The following is a 17,454-nucleotide window of genomic DNA, read 5'->3' on the forward strand; positions in this document are numbered from 1 at the left end:
CATGCTGATCATGCGCCTTCAGGACCTGCGCAGGCATCCGTAACTCGACCGACACCCCTTGATTTTGGTGATATCAACCGACATCGGCCACAACCTGTGGCCAATGTAACGGTTTGACGTATTGCCAAGGTACTTTAGCCTCGATCAGTCACTGTGCGCCCCCGGCAGGCGGTTGGCCAAGCCGGATCAGGGCTCGCGCCGCAGAGGGACTACGGCTATCCCAGCGCTTCCTCGACGATGGCGCGGGCCTCGTCGCTCATGGGCAGGCCCAATGCGAGCTGGTGGGCGGCGGGGGACATCTTCTTCCAGGTCATCTGGACGATGCGGATCAGGTGGTCGTGATCGACCTGACGCGAGAAGTCGGCGAAGTAGTTCTCGAGGAACACCAGGCAAGCGCAGTCTTCCACCGCCTGGGTGCCGGGGTCGCGCCCCAGTCCCTGCTTGCGGATCATCCGCGCCACCTCGTCGGCGTCGGCGTCGCTGTAGCCGCAGGCGCGCATCACCTCCGCCGCCAGTTGGCCGGCGCGCTTGCCCTGGTCACGTCGCCAGGTCAAATAGCCGATGCGGCCCTCTTCATAGTCACTGCGCGGCACCTCCCAGCGTTTCAGGTGCTGGTTGTGCACGGCAAGCTGCACCAGCTCCGGTGCTTCGGGATCGAGACGCTCGAGCCAGGCGCTCATGCGCCCGGCGTGCCACAGCTCCTGGGGCTGTGACGCCCCGTCCACCTCCACGCGGCGAGGGTCCTCGGCATGCAGGGCGTCGAGCCTTGCCTGGGCCTGGTCGAAGGGCGTTGTCGTCATGGGATTCCTCGATGGTGTCGATGCGTTGCCATCATGGTAACGGTCTGACGGCCATCTCAGTAGTCTTGCGCCGCTCCATGGCCGCGCAGATGACGGCAGGCCAGCGCCAGCGGCAGCAGAAAGATGGCGAAGCACCACATCGCGGCGGCAACCAAGACGACAAGTACGAGGCGCGTCCATGGACGCTCAAGGGAGGTCAGCAGCGGGCGAAGCCCCTCGAGCAATACGCCCAGCACCAGATCCATGCTCGGCAACAGCATGGCATTGAGTACCCCGGCCCAGATCGCCAGGTCGCCGGGCACGCCATGGGGCACCAAGCTGACCAGCGCCAGCAGGGCCAGCACGAGAAGCGCCATCCATCGACAAATGCGGCGAGGTTCCGTCAACAGGGCGGGCAGCTGTGGGAACCGGTGGGGCAGCGTGAGCATGGGGAGCACCGAGCAGGAAGATATTCATACTCTATACTGCTCCTCCCCTACCCCCTTTGACTGACCTTTGTGTGCGCAATCACTTACAACACAATCAGCATGACCTACATCACGTTTTGCGCAGAACGCCCTCTGAACCGACGAAAAATCGTCAATCGACTAGTACCAACGGCCGATACGTGACGCCAAAACAGCGCAGGGCCGACGCTTTGGCGTCGGCCCTGCGGAGTAGAACGCACCTGATGGAAACCGGTACCTGAGTCGCACCCACCAGGCTAGAAGGTATAGACCACGCTGCCGGTCAGGCTATCGACGTGCCCGATCTCGTCGGCATCGATGCGCTCGACCTCCAGACGCCCGGTCACATCGAACAGCTGCACCCGGGCGCCCAGCCCGAATACCGGGTCGGTGCCGGAATAGTCCTTGTTCAGGCCATTGCCGCTGCGGTCGGCGTCCCAGTCCGCCATGCCGGCCTTGCCGTAGACGCCGAAGGGACCAAAGCTGAAGCCCGCGATACCCATGGCCTGCAGGCTCTCCACCTCGAGCCGTGCCGAGGTGCCGTCGACCTCACCGTCGAGCTCACCGCCGTTGAGGTAGGACAGCTCCGCCCCCAGATCGAGGAAGGGCAGCCAGCCGAAGTTGTAGCCGGCAAAGACCTTGGCCGCCGACGCCTCGTCGTCAAAGTCGTCATCGCCCTGCATCTGGCCGGCGCCGACACCGACGTACAAGCCGGTACTGCCGCCCGCCACGCAGTGGGTCGACGTCAGCAGGGCCAGCCCAAGGGCCGCCCCGACCAGCGCCATCCGCCGCAATATCCGTGACATCCTGAAAACTCCGTAGAAACGTTGTCCTGTTGTGCGAGACCAAGCACACCTGACACTTTATTTCAGTCTATCGTGGGAAGACATTCTTTGCAGTACCGATTGTAGGAAAGTTCCACGCCTGCCTCGAACGCTCTGGCGGCTACCTCAAGTGGATGGCCCGAGGGAGGGAAGTCGTGGAACCCCAGCTATTGTTATGTTATAACTTTCAACCATTTTGCTCGACCGATTCGCCCCGGAGCTATCCTGCATGACCCATCGTCACCGCCCCGAAGGGCCTTGCCACTTCTCGCTGATGTCCCTGTCCATGCGGCGCCGACTGATGCTGGTGCTGATTCCCCTGCTGCCAATGTGGCTGGCGGTGTCCTGGTCCGCCGGATGGTGGCACTGATGTCACGCCTCGTCTTGCATGATCTGCAGTTGGCACGCGGCGGGCGCACCGTGCTCGAACATCTCGAGGGGCGCTTTCAGGATGGCGCCATCACCGCGCTCATCGGCGCCAACGGCGCCGGCAAGAGCACCCTGATCCAGGCCATCATGGGCAACTTGACGCCGGTCGCGGGCCGCGTCGAATGCGCCGTTCCGGCGGCGCGCCGCGCCTGGCTGCCGCAGCAGCTGGCGCTGGACCTGAGCTTCCCGATGAGCGTCGAGGAACTGATCATGACCGGCACCTGGCCGAGCCACGGTGCCTTCAAGGGTTACTGCGCCGCTCACTATCGCCGTGGGCGCGAGATCATGGAACGTCTGGGCATCTCGCGGCTGGCCCACCGCCCGCTGGGCGAGCTGTCCGGAGGCCAGCGCCAGCGAGCCCTGATCGGTCGGACGCTGATGCAGGAAGCCGAACTGCTGCTGCTCGATGAACCCTTTGCCAACGTCGACGTCGATACCGTCGAGATGCTGATGGACGTGCTGCGCGAGATGGCCGAACAGGGGGCGACCCTGATCATCGTGCTGCACGACATGGAGCAACTGGCACGCCTGGCCGATGACGTCCTGATCCTGTCCCAGGGCCACGGCCGCTGGGCCACGCCGGATGCGCTGGTGGAGCGTCACACCGGTCAATTGACCCGCCCACCTCGACTGCCGCTGACCTTTCCTGGATCTGTCTGAATGCTCGACTCGCTGCTTTCCACCCTGTACCTGTGGCTGATCGCCCCTTTCGACTATGCCTTCATGAGCCGTGCACTGCTGGCCAGCCTGGCGCTGTCGCTGGCGGCGCCGCCGCTAGGGGTCTTCCTGATGCTGCGCGGCATGAGCCTGATCGGCGACGCCATGTCCCACGCCATCCTGCCCGGCGTTGCGCTGGGTTTTCTGATGGCCGGTTTCTCGCTGCCCATCATGAGCCTTGGCGGCATGCTGTCAGGGCTATTGATCGCGCTGTTGGCCGGCAGCGTGTCCCAGCTCACCGGCCACCGGGAAGACTCGGCCATGGCGAGCTTCTTCCTGATCTCGCTGGCGGCCGGAGTCATGCTGGTCGCCCTGGGCGGCAGCAGTGTCGATCTGACCCATGTGCTGTTCGGCTCCATCCTGGCGGTGGACACCACCGCCCTGGTGCTGATCACCGGCATCAGTAGCCTGATCGTCATCACCCTGGCGGTGATCTTCCGCGCCCTGGTGGTGGAATGCCTCGACCCGCTGTTTCTGCGCAGCCAAGGAACCAGAAGCGGTCTGGTCCACGGTGTCTTCCTGGGGCTCGTCGTGCTCAACCTTACCGCCGGGTTTCAGACCCTAGGCACGCTGATGGCGGTCGGTCTGATGATGCTGCCGGCCACCACCGCTCGCTTCTGGAGCACGCGCCTCGAGGGCCTGATAGTGCTGTCGGTGGTGATCGCGCTGGGCGCCAGCCTCGGTGGCCTGCTGATTTCCTACCACCTGAGCCTGCCCTCTGGACCGGCCATCATCCTGCTGGCCGGTGTGGCCTATCTGCTGTCGGCGCTGTTTGGCCGCCAGCACAGTCTTTCTGCTCGCCTTCGTCGTCGCGCCACACCGCTGCGCGCCGACGACCACGCCTGACGCGCCCCGCCGTCCCCTGACCAACCGGAGATCAACGTCCATGCCACTGTCACTGCCTCATGCCTTCGTCAAACGCCACGCCTGGATTGCCCTGACGGGACTCGCCCTTGGCCCCCAGGCCGTGGCAGACGAGCCCACCCAGGTGGTCGCCAGCTTCAGTGTATTGGCCGACATGGTACGCAACGTCGGCGGCGACAGGGTCGAGGTCACCTCACTGGTCGGCCCCGACAGCGACCCCCACGTCTACTCCCCTCGCCCGACCGACGCCAGGGCCCTGGCCGAGGCAGACCTGGTGGTGCTCAATGGCCTGCAGTTCGAGGGCTGGATGACGCGCCTGCTCGACGCCAGCGGCTATCAGGGCAAGACCGTTGTCGCCACGGACGGAGTGCCGCTGCTGGCCTATGGCGGCCAATCGCTGCATCGCCAGAAAGAGGAAGGGGCCGAACACGACCATAAAGAGCACGATCATGAAGAGCACGATGGCCACGATCATGACAGCCATGAAGAGCACGACAGCCATGAAGAGCACGGCGGCCATGAAGAGCACGGCGGCCACGGTGATCACGACAGCCATGAAGACCATGAAGATCACGACGGCCACGATGATCACGACAGCCACGACCATGGCGAGTACGACCCCCATGCCTGGCTCGACCTGTCGGCAGGACTGATCTACGTCGCCAATATCCGCGACGGACTGATCGCCGTCGACCCTGACAACAGCGAGCACTACGCGTCCAGGGCCGACAGCTACATGGAGGATATCCAGGCGGCCCACGACCAGGTGCTCGCGCTGCTCGACGACCTGCCGGAACACGCCCAGGTCATCGTCGGCCATGACGCCTTCGGCCACTTCTCTCGGGCCTACGGCATCGACTTCCTGTCGCCGGTCGGTCTGTCCACCGAAGCGGAACCGTCAGCGGCGGATATCGCGCGCATGGTGGACGTCATCCGTGAACGCCAGATTCCGGCGCTGTTTGTCGAGAACATGTCCAGCCCGGCGCTGATGGAACAACTGTCCGAGGAAACCGGCGTGCCCATCGCCGGCTCACTCTACAACGGCGCCCTGTCCGAAGAAGGGATGACGTCTCACTACCTGGGAATGATCCTGCACAATGCCGAGGTGCTGCATCAGGGGTTGGTCGATGCCGAGGGTCATGACCATGACGATAGCCATGACCACCACGACGGCCACGACCACGACCACGACCACTGATCCTGTCATCACGACCCGCTCGCTCGACAGTTCGAGTGGACGCCACACGCCGTCCTGTCGACCTGCAGAAAACAAAGGACCGCCCTGGGGCGGTCCTTTCGTCTTTCGCTCCAAACGGCGGTCTTCAGTCGACGCTTGAGGCAACCGACATCAGGCTTCGGGGATCTCCAGTGCATCGCGCACCACGGGCCAGGCCTCCTCGCCGTCGCGCGTGGTGACCCCCTCGAGGAAGCTCTTGGTCTCCTCGGGGTGTTCACGCAGCCAATCGACGGCGACCGCCTCCGGCTCGCGCTCTTCGTAGCTGAAGCCACGGATCATGGCGCTCTGGTCATCGGCGGTAAACACCAGCTGATCGAGCAGACGGGTGGCATTGGGGTGGCTCTCGGCGAACTCGCTACGCACCAGGGTGCGCACGTCGCTGCGGCCGCCTTCCGGGCCCCACATGTCCTCGGGGTCATCCAGATAACGCACGTCGAACTCGATGTTCATCCAGTGCGGGGTCCAGGCGGCGAACACGATCCACTCTTCACGATCGATCGCCGCGTCCACGGCGCTGAGCATGCCTGGCGTTGACGTCTCGGACAGGTCCCAGTCGCCCAGACCGTAGGTGTCCTCATCCACCGCGCTGTTGAGCGAGTCGCTCATGCCGGAGCCCACCTCGATGGAATAGATGGTGCGGTCCAGCTTGTCGGCAAACTCTTCCTTGTCCAGATCCTCCGCCGTTTTCACGCCAGCTTCGTAGACGTAGGTGGGTACGGCAAAGCCGAGGCGCGCACCGTCGACGTTGTTGCCAAGGTCCTCGAGCTTGGACTCGCCATCCTCGAAGCTGGCGTCGTACATGCCCTGCTGGGCCGGCAGCCAGGCCGCCAGAAAGGCGTCGAGCTCTCCCTGGCGCAAGGCCTGATAGGTGATGGTGGAACCCAGCTCTTCCTGGACCGGCTCATAGCCCAGGGTCTCGAGCAGGGTGGATGCCAGGGCCGTCTTGACCGTTACACCGGGCCAGGCGGGCACGGAAAAACGAACCTGGGCATCTTCCTGGTCCTGAGCATGGGCGCCGAAGGAAGCCGCGAGCGCAATCGAGGCCGCCAGGGCCAAGGGCATGGAATGGTGTCGCATGGTTCACCTGTCGATAGCTGTAGAAGCCATCAACCATACCGGCTCGGCACACCGCCTCAAGAACGCGCCTTCAACGACTGGGTCACGGCACCGCACTTACCTGTTTGCCAGAAGTCCTTTGCTGGACCAGTCTTAAGAGGCCCGTTTCGCCGGAGGAAACACCAAGATGGCTGACATCGACTACACCCTGGAGCGCCAGATTACCCTCAAGGCACTCGCCAAGGCCTTGTCCCGCGGGTTTTCGCCCATCGTCGAGGTGGAGTCGATGGATGGCATCTACACGGTGCGCTTTCATCACGCCAACGGCACCACAGAGCTTGCCGACGACAAGGGGCGAACCCGCACCTTTCTCGGCACCGGCGAGATCCGCGAGTTACTCGGCGGCGTCGGCCTGACCCATGGCGTCCTGACCTGGACCGACCAGTGCGGTGACGAGATGATCGGCGTGGAGGGCAAGGCCATGACCCCCGACGAGATGCTGGCCAACGGCACACGCATCTCCTTTCGTTAGGGGGCACGTATCTCCTGTCGTCAGGGGGCATCGGCCTGTCGGTCGCGTCCGCCCCTGGTCGCCTTGTCGTTGTCGCTACGCCTGCGGCGCCAGCGACACATTACGCCTCGGCCCCCTTGGCCTGCCTGGTAGGGCAGAGTACCGTAGAGGGCGCCTCGTCTGTGCAGGGAAAGCCGCAATGACCACTTCGATGCCGTGGTACACCAGGTCCTCTTGGACAGCCCTGATGGCACTGCTGCTGGTACTTCTGGGGGGCTGTGCCTCGGCCCCGCTGAGCACCGATGACGGCGGCCAGGGACTGTCCATGGAACGTGCCCTGATCCTGTCCGAGGCGCGCAGCGCCGTCGGCACCCCCTACCGGTTCGGCGGTAACGATCCGCGCGGGCTGGACTGTTCCGGCCTGGCCCAGATGACGTATTCCCGGGCGGGTATCCCCTTGCCGCGCTCATCCCGGGAGCAATACCGGCGCCTGCCGCCCATCGACGAGGCACGGCCGGGTGACCTTCTGTTCTTCGCTACCGGCAAGGGTCCCGGGGTCAGCCATGTCGGCATCTACGCCGGCGACGATGTGATGATCCACGCGCCCGGACGCGGGCGAACGGTCACCACCACCTCGCTGTCCATAGACTATTGGCAGGATCGCTTCGTCGGGGCGGCCGCGCCGGCGCCCTGACGCACGCTGCCACGAGGCCGCCCCCGGTCTCACCGATCGACCCGACGGGTCCGTCCGGGCCCGTCGCCATCAACCGCCAAGGAGACGACCATGACGCTACGACTGGGTGATACCGCACCGGACTTCACACAGGAAAGCACCGCCGGCACCATTCACTTTCATGAGTGGGCCGGTGACAGCTGGGTCATCCTGTTCTCTCACCCCAAGGACTTCACCCCGGTGTGCACCACCGAACTCGGGGAAGTGTCGCGCCTCAAGGGTGAATTCGACAAACGCAACGCCAAGGCCATCGGCCTGTCGGTGGATCCCATCGAGGATCACCACGCCTGGGCCGGCGATATCGAGGACACCCAGGGCCACGGGCTCAACTTCCCGCTGCTCGCCGACGCCGATCGCAAGGTCAGTGACCTCTACGACATGATCCACCCCAACGCCAACGACACCCTGACGGTGCGAAGCGTATTCATCATCGATCCGGCCAAGAAGGTGCGCCTGACGCTGACCTACCCGGCCAGCACCGGACGCAACTTCGACGAGATCCTGAGGGTGCTGGACAGCCTGCAGCTGACCGACGGCTACAAGGTGGCGACCCCGGTGAACTGGAACCATGGCGACCGTTGCATCATCGTGCCCGCCGTCTCCAACGACGAGGCCAAGACCCTGTTCCCAGAGGGCTGGGACGAACAGCGTCCGTATCTGCGTTTTGTCAAACAGCCCGGCAAGAAGTAAGGACGGAGCAGGCAAGACGTAAGGACAGAAGTGTCCGAGGGAGGGACGAGCAGCGCCCCCTCTCTATCTACCGCTACGTCAGACAGCCTGTCCCCTCAGCGATGGCCGCCCCCGGGCGGCCATCGTCGTGTCGGCGTCTTCCTGCGCCTAATAAGCATATAACGGATTGATCGCACGCCTGCGTGTCGCCCTCGTCCCCCGATCGTTATCATGCTGATCATTAACTTCATTGCTCCGGGAGGGCTCCATGCCCCAGCTCCTTTACCGCTGGCTGACCGCCGCCGCCCTGCTTCTGCCTGGTACCGCCATCGCCGCCGACGAAGGTCCGCTAGAGGTTGGTTATATGCCGATCCTGCCGGTGGCTCAGCTATTCTTGATGGAGGGCGAAGGCTGGACCGAAGAGGCCGGTCTGGAACTTGAGCTGACACGCTTTTCCAGCGGGCCGGCGATGGTCCAGGCGCTGGCCTCGGGTGATCTCGACGTCATGTACTTCGGTATCGGCCCGGCCATGGTGGCTCGCGCCAACGGTGTACCGATCAAGGTACTGGCGGCCGCCATCCAGGAGCAGATCGGCCTGGTCGCCCGCGGCGAACTGGCCAGCCTGATGGCCGACGCCGACCCGGCCCAGGCCATCGCCGACTTTACCGAGCGCGAAGGCCGTCGGCCCAAGATCGCCACCTTCCCCAAGGGCTCGGTACCCGACACGGTATTGCGCTACTGGCTGGACGAACGCCTGGGCATCGGCAGTGACGCCGTCGAGATCGTCGCCATGGGCGCCGATCGTGTCCAGCAGGCGCTGCTGGCCGGTGCAGTGGACGCCGCCTCGACCCTGGAGCCGATACTCTCCACCGTGACCGAACGCCTCGACGACGCCCAGATCGTGGCCCACGCCTCGGACATGTTGCCGGGTCAACCCGGCGCGGTGCTGGCAGCACGCGAAAGCCTGCTCGAACAGCGCCCCGATGCCGTCAGCACCTTGCTCGAACTTCACCTGCGAGCGACCCACGCCCTGGTCGATACGCCACAGCAGGTCGCCCCCTCGGTGCGCGAGTTCGTCGGCAAGCGTCTGGTGCCGCTGGAAACCGTAGAGGCTGCACTGTCCTCGCCCTTCGCCAACTACGGCGCCGATCCCCACGCGATCGTCGAGGGCACCCGCACCATGCATGACTTCCAGCTGGCCAACGGCACCCTCAAGCAGGGCCTCGACATCGACACTCTGTTCGACACCCGCTGGTACGACGACCTGACCGCAAGCGCTGACGCAGACGCCGAAGAAGGCGACACGAGCCCATGAAGTCGGTATCTCGTAGCCGGCGCACCGGCCTCGGTGCGCTGGGGCTCGTCGCCTTTGTGGCACTCTGGGAGATCTCACTGCGCCTGGGGCTGCTGCCCGGCAATCTGGTTCCGCTGCCCTCTGCGATCCCGACGGTCTTCTGGGGCGAGGTGGTCGACGGCATCTGGTGGGAAGTCGTCAGCTCGAGCCTGTCTCACTACAGCGTAGGGGTGGCTATCGGCTCGCTGGCAGGCATCGCCATGGGCGTAGCGGCGGCCCTGCTGCCGGTGTTCGACGCCCTGCACGCCTGGCTGGCGCGCCTGCTGCGCCCGATCCCGCCACTGGCCTGGATCCCTTTCGCCATCATCTGGTTCGGGATCACGCCATCGGCGGCGGCCTTCATCATCAGTATCGGGGTGTTCTGGATCAACTACTTCGCCAGCTACAGCGCGGTGCGTGCGGTGGACCCCGGCTATGACGAGGTAGCCAGGGCCTTCGGCCAGGGTTCGCTGCTGGCCCGCCTGACCAAGGTCAGCCTGCCCGCGGCGGCCCCCGGCATCCTCGGTGGCCTGCGCGCCGGCCTCGGCCAGGGCTGGATGACCGTGGTCGCGGCCGAACTGTTCGGCATTCCCGGCATCGGCCAGCGCATGATGGAGGCCTCGGGCCTGCTGGCCACCGATATCGTGGTGGTCTACATGCTGACCATTGCGGCGCTCTACGCCCTGTTCGACCTGGGCTTCCTGCATCTGCAAAAAAGGCTGCTGATATGGACACCCTGACAGCCGAACGCAACGCCGACGCCTGCGTGCTCAAGGCCCATGACTTGGCCTTGGGCTTCGGCGGCCAGCGTGTGCTCGAACATGTCGACCTGCGCCTGGCTCCACGGGAGTTCATCGCCATCGTCGGTGCCTCCGGGGTCGGCAAGTCGACCCTGCTGCGGGCACTCTGCGGCCTGCTGCCAGCGGTGGCAGGCGAGCGCTGGCTGGACGAGAGCCCACGTGATGGAGCGCGGCCCTGGTCGATGGTCTTCCAGGCGCCGCGGCTGTTTCCCTGGCGACGCATCCGCGCCAATGTGGCGCTCGGGCTCGAGGGACTGGGGCTGTCCCGGGAGGAGCGCCAGCGCCGCGCCCTTGCGCCGCTGGAGCTGGTCGGCCTGGGTGACATGGCCGAGCGCTTTCCTTCCACCCTGTCCGGCGGCCAGCAACAGCGTGTCGGCATTGCCCGGGCGCTGGCAGTAAAGCCCCGGGTGCTGTTCATGGACGAGCCCTTCTCGGCGCTGGATGCGATCACTCGCCGTCGCCTGCAGAACGAGTTGATCGACCTGCGCCAGCGCACCGAGGCCGCCATCGTCTTCGTTACCCACGACATCGAAGAGGCGGTGCTGCTGGCCGACCGGGTGATGGTGCTCGGTGGACACCAGGGCGGGGCCCCGGCGCGGGTCATCGACACCCTCGAGATCACGCTGCCCACCGACAATCGCCGTGAGCATGCCGACTTCGGCGCCCAGGTCCATCATCTGGAAACATTGATCGGCGCCGCCCCGGAGGCGTCATGAGCGATACCGGCCTGCCCCCCCGTGAAGCGGGCGATTCACGCTTGAAGGTGATGCTTCACGCTCCCTGCGCCGAGAGTCTTGCCCGCGCCAGGCGCAATGCCCGCAACCTCAAGGCCGCCAGCCCCGAGGCCGAGGTGCTGATCATCACCAACGCCGGCGGTGTGGCCGCCGCCGTCGCCACCCCGGACGACACCGACGCATGGTTAAGACTGTGTCGCAACAGTCTCGACGCCCAGGGCATCGTCGACACCCGGGGACTGGCCATCGTCGAGGCAGCGGTACTCACCCTGGCCGAGGGCCAGCGCCAGGGCTGGGCCTATATCCGCGCCTGACGCACGCGTTTGATCCACGTCCAGACAGACCGCCTTGGCAGGAGGCCATTGCGGTCGCCCTTGCTGGTCACCCTTGCAGGTCGCCCTTGAAGGCGAGAACGGAGCCAGGCGCGACGCGCCCTCTGCCCCCCAAGATTCCCGTGCTCTGCCAATGGCGTTCGACCAATGTCGCAGCTCGCCGACTGAACATTTTGCAGATTCGCGCATCAGACTTTGTCACAAATCTTTCAATAAAGCTTAAGCGCGCGTTAAGGCAAAGCCGCTACGCTGCAGCCCTAGCGATGGTGTCAGTAGTTGTCTTCTGGCCCGCCCCCTGCACCGACAAGGAATTCCGAACATGCCCTTCCTACAGCAGGTCTCCCGTACTCGCCCCCGCTTCGCCACCAAGGGGCTTCTTCGTATCTCTCTGGCCCTGGTCGGCGGCCTCGCCCTGATGGCCTTCTGGTCGTCCATCAGCCTGCCCCTCGGCAGCCTCAGCCTGATTCTCGGTGGCCTCGCCCTGTGGCCTCGAGCCGCAAGCTCGGAGCGTCGAGACGACGCCACAGACAGCGGCAACGGCGTACCGATTCGCGAGCTCGCCCTCGCCGCCCTGGGGGTATTGATCGCGCTGCAACTGCTGGGCTGACGCCCGGCGAGCTGTCGCGGTTCACCGTCTCCCGGCTCAAGGGGGATATCTCAGACCATCGCCGCTTTACAGCGGCGCGCAGTGACCGGATCATGACTCCCTGCAAGGCGACCCTCGCCGCCTTCGTCCAACGCCAGGGAGGCCTGTCATGACGACGACACTCACCGGCGCCGACATCGGCGCACGGCTGACCCGGCTGCGCCAGGCGGCGCCGCTGGTCCATAGCCTGACCAACTACGTGGCCATGAACAGCGCCGCCAATGTGCTGCTGGCCGTGGGCGCTTCACCGGCCATGGTCCATGCGCGTGAGGAAGCGGCCGAGTTCGCGGCATTGGCCGACGCTGTGCTGATCAATATCGGTACGCTCTCGCCTCACTGGGTCGAGGCCATGGTCGAGGCTGCCACCAGTGCCGGCGAGCACCAGACCCCCTGGGTGCTCGACCCCGTCGCCGTTGGCGCCACCGCCTATCGGCGAGAGTCTGCCGCCAGGCTGCTGGACTTGAGGCCCAGCGTCATTCGCGGCAACGCCTCGGAGATCATCGCCCTGGCCGAGGACAGTCTTGGCGGGCGCGGCGTCGACTCCACTGCCGCCAGCGACGACGCCGTGCAGGCGGCCGTCGCCCTGGCCCGGCGCCAGGAGGCGGTGGTAGCGGTAACCGGTGAGGTCGATCTGGTCACCGACGGCCGGCGGCTGGTGCGCGTGCCCGGTGGACACCCGCTGATGCCCCGCGTGACGGCGCTGGGCTGCGCCCTGTCCGGTGTGGTCGCGGCCTTTCTCGCCGCCGATCAGGATCCGCTGGTCGCCACCTGCGCAGCCCTGGCCTGCTATGGCGAAGCCGGCAGTCGCGCCGGCCGCACCGCCCAGGGCCCTGGCAGCTTCGCCGTCGCCTTTGTCGACGCCTTGCATCAGCTCAATCCCGAGACGCTGTTACGGCGGGAAGCTCTCGCCATCGAGTCTCTCGACTGACCCGACCGCCCTACCCGATTCATGTACCAGGAGCCCCTCGTGACCCACTCTCCTCGACGCCTTGATGCGCGCCCGTTCGACCCCCGCAGCCTTCGCCTCTATCTGGTCACTGACCCCGGGCTGTGCGCATCCATGGGGATTGAAGCGACGGTGGAGGCGGCGGTACGCGGCGGAGTCAGCCTGGTGCAGCTACGTGACAAGACCGCCAGCGATGACGAACTGGTGCAACTGGCGCGCCGACTGAAACCGGCGCTGGCCGAACACGGGGTTGCTCTGGTCATCAATGACCGTGTCCAGGTCGCGCTAAAGGCACAGGTCGACGGTGTGCATCTGGGGCAGGACGACGGCGATGTGGGCGAAGCCCGCCGCCTGCTTGGCGAGGCGGCGATCATCGGCCTGTCGGTGCAGCACCCCGACCAGCTGTCACGCTTGGATGTCCAGGCACTGGACTACCTGGGACTCGGGCCGGTATTCGCCACGCCGACCAAGAGCGACCACGCCACGCCGCTGGGCTTCGATGGTCTCGCCTCGTTGGTGGCGGCGAGCCCGCTGCCCAGCGTGGCCATCGGCGGGCTCAAGCGCGAGCACGCCTCGGCGGTGCGTCAAAGCGGCGCCGATGGCATGGCCGTGGTCTCCGCCATCTGCGGCCAGGCGGACCCGGCGTGCGCCGCGAGGGACCTGCTGACGGCCTGGGAAGGCTGAAACTGCCTGGGAGCCCGGCCAGGCAGCCCACCGCCGAACGCGACCCTCAGACGCGAGGCCTGACCCTTCGACGCCCATGGACCATTGCGGCGATCAGGTTGTCGCCCAGTCGTCGCCCCTCCAGGATGGCACCGCCCACGTGCAACGGCACCAGACACAGTACCGCCGTGGCGAGGCCCTCGTGCAGCTCCTCCATCCAGTGCACATCGTGGAAACGCTCGGTGTGCACCATCAAGATGCCGGTGGTACCGAGCCCCACCAGCAAGGCCAGCATCAGCAACATCATCACCGCCCCCAGCGGGGTATGGGTGATGCGCTGAGGGGAGCTGTTTTCCTTTGTTTCCTGTGCTGCGGCCTGTCTCTTGAGCGCCGCTCCAAGCCGGGTCGGTGTCGGCCAGAAGCTCGACCAGCGCACCGACCAGGGCCCCACCAGCCCCCAGACGACACGCAGCCCTATCAGCCCCATCAAGGTGTAGCCGATATAACGATGAGGGCCAATTTCGGCGTAATTGAGGGCAAACCCCAGCACCAGCGCCCAGTGAAAGACGCGGACCAACGGGTCCCACACCTTGATCTGCCGGCTTTTTGAATGTGACGGAATCGATGCCATCGTCCTGCTCCCTGAAGGTGATACGCCTTGTCGCGTAACAGGCAGCCTGACGGCAGCAACTTAAGGCAAGCTTAGGCCTGTCCGAAAAGTCGACGAGCGAAGGTTAGACAAGGCAAAAATCGGTGAGAAAGCGCAGTTTACGGGGTGTAAATGAGCATTTTGACCGGGCTGGCGCACCAGCCGATTTTTAACGCCGTATTACCGAGCGCAGGCACTTTTCAGACAAGCCCTAGGACGGCAAGCGCCTCCCCCAAGGCGACGTGATGTCGGTCAACCTCCTGGCCCTCCCATCCGATCCAGCGCCCAGCTCAGGCCGAAGGGCGCCGCTTGAGGCTGGTGCGCCCCTCCTGGTAGGCGATCGCCAGGCCGCTGGCGATGATCAGGGTGCCGCCGATCAGCACTCCGAGATCCGGCACCTCGTCCCAGATCATCCAGCCAAGCAGGACCGCCCACAGCATGGCGGTATAGTCGAAGGGGGCGGCGATAGCGGCCGGGGCGTGACGAAAGGCCAGGGTAATAAAGGCGGTAGCGCCGACCCCGAGCACCCCGGACATGAGAAAGGCCGGCCAATGCTCCAGCGCCGGCGCCTGCCATACCAGCGGCAGGGCGACCCCGGTCACCACAAAGGGCACCAGGGTCATGTAGAACACCATCGCCCACAGGTGCTCGCGGGCGCCGTAGCGCCGAGCGGTGATCATCATCAAGGCATAGAACACCGCCGCCCCGAGCATCGACAGGGCACCCAGCGAGATGCCTTCACTGCCTGGACGCACGATCACCAATACACCGGCAAAGCCCACCAGCGACGCCAGCACCACCGGCACGCTCACCCGCTCGCCCAGCAGCGGGACCGACAGCAGGCTGACAAACAGCGGCGCGGCAAAGGCGATGGCGGTGCCCTCGGCCAGCGGCATCATCGTCAACCCCAGCACGAAGCAACCCATGGTGCCGGTATAGATGAGACCACGGATCAGATGCACCCCAGGACGTCGGGTCGACAGGGTGCGCAGGCCGCCCCCCTGGTGCGCCAGCAGCATGATCAACGGCAACGACACCAGGGTGCGAAAGAAGATGATCTGCAACGGCGAATGCACCTCGCCGAGCCACTTGGAAATGGCGTCACCGAGCGCCAGGCACAGCACGCCAAGACACATGAACCCGATACCCTTGAACGATGACCCCATGCTCTCCTCCCTGTCCGCAGCCGCTGATGGCAAGTGGCTCACGACCACCACTTACCTGACCCAAAAACGAACCCCGCCGGCACGGGGCCGACGGGGGTAACAGGGACAACGTTAGGGGGCGAACGCTTCGCTGGCAAGAACAGACGCACCAGAACTGTGCACTGGTGTATGCCATGCAGCAAAAGGCCCGCCGGAGGCGGGCCTTGTCGAAGAACGACGTGAAGGTGGCGCGAACTGACGCTTAGAGGCTGGCCTGGACGACCATGCAGTCCATGCCCTGCTGCAGCAGTCGCCGACAGGCCGAACGGGCCTGGCCTTCCTGCAGGTCCACCACGCGGGCCCGGTAGATGTTGGCATTGTCGGCTCGCGCCACCGCTACCCGGGCGTGGGCCATCTCGCCCGCCAGACGATCGGCCGCCTGGCTGGCCTGGCTGCGCGCGCTGTCCATGTCGCTGAACGCCCCCACCTGGACCCCCCAGTCGCCGGTCTGCGCGATGGTGCTGTTCGCATTCGCGCTGGAGGTATTGACGCTGCCAGCGCTGGACGGCGCGCTCGACACGGAACTCGACACAGGGCGGGGCTCAGGCCTCGCCGCTGCCGCGTCGGGCACCGAGGCCGCCACCGGAATCGATGCCAGGGCGGGTGCCGAGGCACTCGGCTGGTCGATCAGGTTGCGCAGCGGGTCGGGACCGGACGAAGAACGACGCGAATCGGAGATGATCGGGGCGGCGGACTCGAAGCGCACCGGCGCTGTCGCCGACTGGCGGCTGGCCAGTGTCGGCGTGGCCGGACGAACCACGGTCTCGACCCGTGACGGCCGCACCGCAGTCGATGGCACCTGAGCGACACGGCTCGGCGTCGGCGCAGAGATCAACCCACGCTGGCGGGGCGCCATCAGTTCGCCACCGGAGACGTCGGTATTGGCAAGGAAACCACGACCGTCGACCAGCGAAGCCCGCAGGAAGCCGCGGTCGAGCAGGCTCATCATCTGCTCATCACGGGAAGCGGCGGTGTAGCCGCCCATGACCACCGCCACCATGCGCCGCCCATTGCGCGTGGCCGAGGTCGCCACATTGAAACCGGAGGCGCGAATGAAGCCGGTCTTGAGACCATCGGTACCCGGGTACTTGGTCAGCAGACGGTTGTGACCGGTATGGCGAGTGCCACGCCAGGTAAACTCGGTAAGAGAGAAGTAGGGGTAATACTGGGGGAAGTCCAGCATCAGACGACGCGCCAGGATGACCATGTCCCGCGCCGTGGTGACCTGGCCGGAGTTGGGCAGGCCCGAGGCGTTGCGGAAGGTGGTGTTGTTCATGCCCAGGCTGCGCGCCTTGCGGGTCATCATGTCGGCGAAGTGTGATTCAGTTCCGCCCAGGGACTCGGCCACCACCACCGCCACGTCATTGGCGGAGCGCACGACCAACGCCTGGATGGCCTTCTCCACCGGGATGCTGTCACCGGGCTTGAGCCACAGCTTGGTCGCCGGCATCGAGGCCGCATGGGAAGAGACCGGCAACGGCTGGCCCAGACTCATGGTACGACCGTCCAGAGCCTCGAACAGCATATAAAGGGTCATCATCTTGGTCAGTGAGGCCGGATAGCGGCGCTCATCGGCGTTTTCCGCGTACAGGATCTCATGACTCTCGGCGTCCACCACGATGCCTGCGTAGCGCGGATTGCCTGCCTGGGCGGACTGCACCACCATCAGACAGGTCACCACCAGCGCGACCAGCATCGTCAGCGAACGCCACCCGGAATTCCTTGTGGTCACCATTTATCCAAACCCCTGCGATTTCCAGACTGCACTGACGGCATTATGACCCACTTGACCGGCCTGTACAGGCCAAATTGGCGAGCGTTCACCATCATTCTCGGCATTATATAGACCATTTCGGGCGA

Annotated in this window: 21 protein-coding genes; 14 read left to right on the forward strand and 7 right to left on the reverse strand. The window is 65.3% G+C overall.

The window, feature by feature from the left end; all coding sequences use genetic code 11:
- Positions 1-215: 215 nt before the first annotated feature.
- The 3 genes from NFI08_RS03805 to NFI08_RS03815 all read right to left on the reverse strand — a co-directional run bounded on the left by NFI08_RS03805 (position 216) and on the right by NFI08_RS03815 (position 2,052).
- Positions 216-800, reverse strand: coding sequence for a DUF4202 domain-containing protein (locus NFI08_RS03805; protein WP_222568736.1), 585 nt, complete (start codon positions 798-800; stop codon positions 216-218).
- A 56-nt stretch (positions 801-856) separates the two neighbouring features.
- A complete protein-coding gene (locus NFI08_RS03810) occupies positions 857-1,144 on the reverse strand; it encodes a hypothetical protein (RefSeq protein WP_349587310.1) in 288 nt (95 codons plus the stop codon).
- 359 nt (positions 1,145-1,503) lie between these two features.
- On the reverse strand, positions 1,504-2,052 hold the full coding sequence (locus NFI08_RS03815) for an outer membrane beta-barrel protein (RefSeq protein WP_052704403.1): 549 nt from the start codon (positions 2,050-2,052) through the stop codon (positions 1,504-1,506).
- Positions 2,053-2,299: 247 nt separating this feature from the next.
- Here NFI08_RS03815 and NFI08_RS03820 point away from each other — a divergent pair, with 247 nt between their 5' ends.
- From NFI08_RS03820 to NFI08_RS03835, 4 genes are read left to right on the forward strand one after another with little or no spacing between them, the layout of a single operon-like run.
- Positions 2,300-2,440, forward strand: a complete 141-nt coding sequence (locus tag NFI08_RS03820) for a hypothetical protein (protein WP_349587314.1) — start codon at positions 2,300-2,302, stop codon at positions 2,438-2,440.
- Positions 2,440-3,159: a metal ABC transporter ATP-binding protein gene (locus NFI08_RS03825; protein WP_045993493.1), complete on the forward strand. Its 720-nt coding sequence runs from the start codon at positions 2,440-2,442 to the stop codon at positions 3,157-3,159. Before NFI08_RS03820 ends, NFI08_RS03825 begins: the two co-directional genes overlap by 1 nt.
- Positions 3,160-4,062 carry a metal ABC transporter permease gene (locus tag NFI08_RS03830; RefSeq protein WP_108132148.1) on the forward strand — a complete coding sequence of 301 codons (903 nt, stop codon included), beginning with the start codon at positions 3,160-3,162 and terminating at the stop codon, positions 4,060-4,062.
- A gap of 40 nt (positions 4,063-4,102) precedes the next feature.
- The gene (locus NFI08_RS03835) at positions 4,103-5,278 is read left to right on the forward strand and encodes a metal ABC transporter solute-binding protein, Zn/Mn family (protein ID WP_349587319.1); all 1,176 of its coding nucleotides are present in this window, start codon (positions 4,103-4,105) and stop codon (positions 5,276-5,278) included.
- Positions 5,279-5,428: 150 nt separating this feature from the next.
- Here the strand turns inward: NFI08_RS03835 and NFI08_RS03840 are convergent, their stop codons facing one another.
- Positions 5,429-6,394, reverse strand: a complete 966-nt coding sequence (locus tag NFI08_RS03840) for an ABC transporter substrate-binding protein (RefSeq protein WP_349587322.1) — start codon at positions 6,392-6,394, stop codon at positions 5,429-5,431.
- A gap of 166 nt (positions 6,395-6,560) precedes the next feature.
- On the opposite strand from NFI08_RS03840, the gene NFI08_RS03845 reads away from it, so the two are divergent.
- The 10 genes from NFI08_RS03845 (at position 6,561) to thiE (ending at position 13,761) form a co-directional block, all read left to right on the forward strand.
- Complete coding sequence (locus NFI08_RS03845) at positions 6,561-6,905, forward strand: hypothetical protein (RefSeq protein ID WP_045993496.1); 345 nt, start codon at positions 6,561-6,563, stop codon at positions 6,903-6,905.
- Between the two features lie 226 nt (positions 6,906-7,131).
- Entirely contained in the window at positions 7,132-7,578 is a 447-nt protein-coding gene (locus tag NFI08_RS03850; protein WP_240184218.1) for a C40 family peptidase, read from the forward strand.
- A gap of 90 nt (positions 7,579-7,668) precedes the next feature.
- A complete protein-coding gene (locus NFI08_RS03855; RefSeq protein WP_108132145.1) occupies positions 7,669-8,307 on the forward strand; it encodes a peroxiredoxin in 639 nt (212 codons plus the stop codon).
- Between the two features lie 247 nt (positions 8,308-8,554).
- A complete protein-coding gene (locus tag NFI08_RS03860; protein ID WP_349587327.1) occupies positions 8,555-9,601 on the forward strand; it encodes an ABC transporter substrate-binding protein in 1,047 nt (348 codons plus the stop codon).
- Positions 9,598-10,359 (forward strand): ABC transporter permease, encoded by a 762-nt coding sequence (locus NFI08_RS03865; protein WP_108132144.1) that lies wholly within the window; start codon positions 9,598-9,600, stop codon positions 10,357-10,359. The genes NFI08_RS03860 and NFI08_RS03865 overlap by 4 nt, the downstream gene beginning before the upstream one ends.
- On the forward strand, positions 10,347-11,135 hold the full coding sequence (locus tag NFI08_RS03870) for an ABC transporter ATP-binding protein (RefSeq protein WP_348814983.1): 789 nt from the start codon (positions 10,347-10,349) through the stop codon (positions 11,133-11,135). Before NFI08_RS03865 ends, NFI08_RS03870 begins: the two co-directional genes overlap by 13 nt.
- A complete protein-coding gene (locus NFI08_RS03875) occupies positions 11,132-11,467 on the forward strand; it encodes a hypothetical protein (protein WP_045993500.1) in 336 nt (111 codons plus the stop codon). Before NFI08_RS03870 ends, NFI08_RS03875 begins: the two co-directional genes overlap by 4 nt.
- Positions 11,468-11,804: 337 nt before the next feature.
- Complete coding sequence (locus NFI08_RS03880; protein ID WP_349587332.1) at positions 11,805-12,092, forward strand: hypothetical protein; 288 nt, start codon at positions 11,805-11,807, stop codon at positions 12,090-12,092.
- A 148-nt stretch (positions 12,093-12,240) separates the two neighbouring features.
- Positions 12,241-13,059, forward strand: a complete 819-nt coding sequence (gene thiM, locus NFI08_RS03885) for a hydroxyethylthiazole kinase (RefSeq protein WP_349587335.1) — start codon at positions 12,241-12,243, stop codon at positions 13,057-13,059.
- Positions 13,060-13,098: 39 nt separating this feature from the next.
- On the forward strand, positions 13,099-13,761 hold the full coding sequence (thiE, locus tag NFI08_RS03890) for a thiamine phosphate synthase (RefSeq protein WP_349587338.1): 663 nt from the start codon (positions 13,099-13,101) through the stop codon (positions 13,759-13,761).
- Between the two features lie 46 nt (positions 13,762-13,807).
- On the opposite strand, the gene NFI08_RS03895 is transcribed toward thiE, so the two are convergent.
- The 3 genes from NFI08_RS03895 to NFI08_RS03905 all read right to left on the reverse strand — a co-directional run bounded on the left by NFI08_RS03895 (position 13,808) and on the right by NFI08_RS03905 (position 17,329).
- Complete coding sequence (locus NFI08_RS03895; RefSeq protein ID WP_349587341.1) at positions 13,808-14,371, reverse strand: cytochrome b/b6 domain-containing protein; 564 nt, start codon at positions 14,369-14,371, stop codon at positions 13,808-13,810.
- A 308-nt stretch (positions 14,372-14,679) separates the two neighbouring features.
- Entirely contained in the window at positions 14,680-15,555 is an 876-nt protein-coding gene (locus tag NFI08_RS03900) for a DMT family transporter (RefSeq protein WP_045993504.1), read from the reverse strand.
- A gap of 241 nt (positions 15,556-15,796) precedes the next feature.
- The gene (locus NFI08_RS03905) at positions 15,797-17,329 is read right to left on the reverse strand and encodes a serine hydrolase (RefSeq protein WP_349587345.1); all 1,533 of its coding nucleotides are present in this window, start codon (positions 17,327-17,329) and stop codon (positions 15,797-15,799) included.
- Positions 17,330-17,454: the final 125 nt, after the last annotated feature.

Origin of the sequence: Halomonas sp. EF61 (assembly GCF_040147045.1) — a bacterium.
Taxonomy (GTDB): domain Bacteria; phylum Pseudomonadota; class Gammaproteobacteria; order Pseudomonadales; family Halomonadaceae; genus Halomonas; species Halomonas litopenaei.

What these genes read in the sequence shown, in the direction of transcription:
- NFI08_RS03805 (WP_222568736.1), bottom strand. Translation starts at nt 800, where the DNA reads ATGACGACAACGCCCTTCGACCAGGCCCAGGCAAGGCTCGACGCCCTG.
- NFI08_RS03815 (WP_052704403.1), bottom strand. Translation starts at nt 2,052, where the DNA reads ATGTCACGGATATTGCGGCGGATGGCGCTGGTCGGGGCGGCCCTTGGG.
- NFI08_RS03820 (WP_349587314.1), top strand. Translation starts at nt 2,300, where the DNA reads ATGACCCATCGTCACCGCCCCGAAGGGCCTTGCCACTTCTCGCTGATG.
- NFI08_RS03825 (WP_045993493.1), top strand. Translation starts at nt 2,440, where the DNA reads ATGTCACGCCTCGTCTTGCATGATCTGCAGTTGGCACGCGGCGGGCGC.
- NFI08_RS03830 (WP_108132148.1), top strand. Translation starts at nt 3,160, where the DNA reads ATGCTCGACTCGCTGCTTTCCACCCTGTACCTGTGGCTGATCGCCCCT.
- NFI08_RS03835 (WP_349587319.1), top strand. Translation starts at nt 4,103, where the DNA reads ATGCCACTGTCACTGCCTCATGCCTTCGTCAAACGCCACGCCTGGATT.
- NFI08_RS03840 (WP_349587322.1), bottom strand. Translation starts at nt 6,394, where the DNA reads ATGCGACACCATTCCATGCCCTTGGCCCTGGCGGCCTCGATTGCGCTC.
- NFI08_RS03845 (WP_045993496.1), top strand. Translation starts at nt 6,561, where the DNA reads ATGGCTGACATCGACTACACCCTGGAGCGCCAGATTACCCTCAAGGCA.
- NFI08_RS03850 (WP_240184218.1), top strand. Translation starts at nt 7,132, where the DNA reads ATGGCACTGCTGCTGGTACTTCTGGGGGGCTGTGCCTCGGCCCCGCTG.
- NFI08_RS03855 (WP_108132145.1), top strand. Translation starts at nt 7,669, where the DNA reads ATGACGCTACGACTGGGTGATACCGCACCGGACTTCACACAGGAAAGC.
- NFI08_RS03860 (WP_349587327.1), top strand. Translation starts at nt 8,555, where the DNA reads ATGCCCCAGCTCCTTTACCGCTGGCTGACCGCCGCCGCCCTGCTTCTG.
- NFI08_RS03865 (WP_108132144.1), top strand. Translation starts at nt 9,598, where the DNA reads ATGAAGTCGGTATCTCGTAGCCGGCGCACCGGCCTCGGTGCGCTGGGG.
- NFI08_RS03870 (WP_348814983.1), top strand. Translation starts at nt 10,347, where the DNA reads ATGGACACCCTGACAGCCGAACGCAACGCCGACGCCTGCGTGCTCAAG.
- NFI08_RS03875 (WP_045993500.1), top strand. Translation starts at nt 11,132, where the DNA reads ATGAGCGATACCGGCCTGCCCCCCCGTGAAGCGGGCGATTCACGCTTG.
- NFI08_RS03880 (WP_349587332.1), top strand. Translation starts at nt 11,805, where the DNA reads ATGCCCTTCCTACAGCAGGTCTCCCGTACTCGCCCCCGCTTCGCCACC.
- thiM (WP_349587335.1), top strand. Translation starts at nt 12,241, where the DNA reads ATGACGACGACACTCACCGGCGCCGACATCGGCGCACGGCTGACCCGG.
- NFI08_RS03895 (WP_349587341.1), bottom strand. Translation starts at nt 14,371, where the DNA reads ATGGCATCGATTCCGTCACATTCAAAAAGCCGGCAGATCAAGGTGTGG.
- NFI08_RS03900 (WP_045993504.1), bottom strand. Translation starts at nt 15,555, where the DNA reads ATGGGGTCATCGTTCAAGGGTATCGGGTTCATGTGTCTTGGCGTGCTG.
- NFI08_RS03905 (WP_349587345.1), bottom strand. Translation starts at nt 17,329, where the DNA reads ATGGTGACCACAAGGAATTCCGGGTGGCGTTCGCTGACGATGCTGGTC.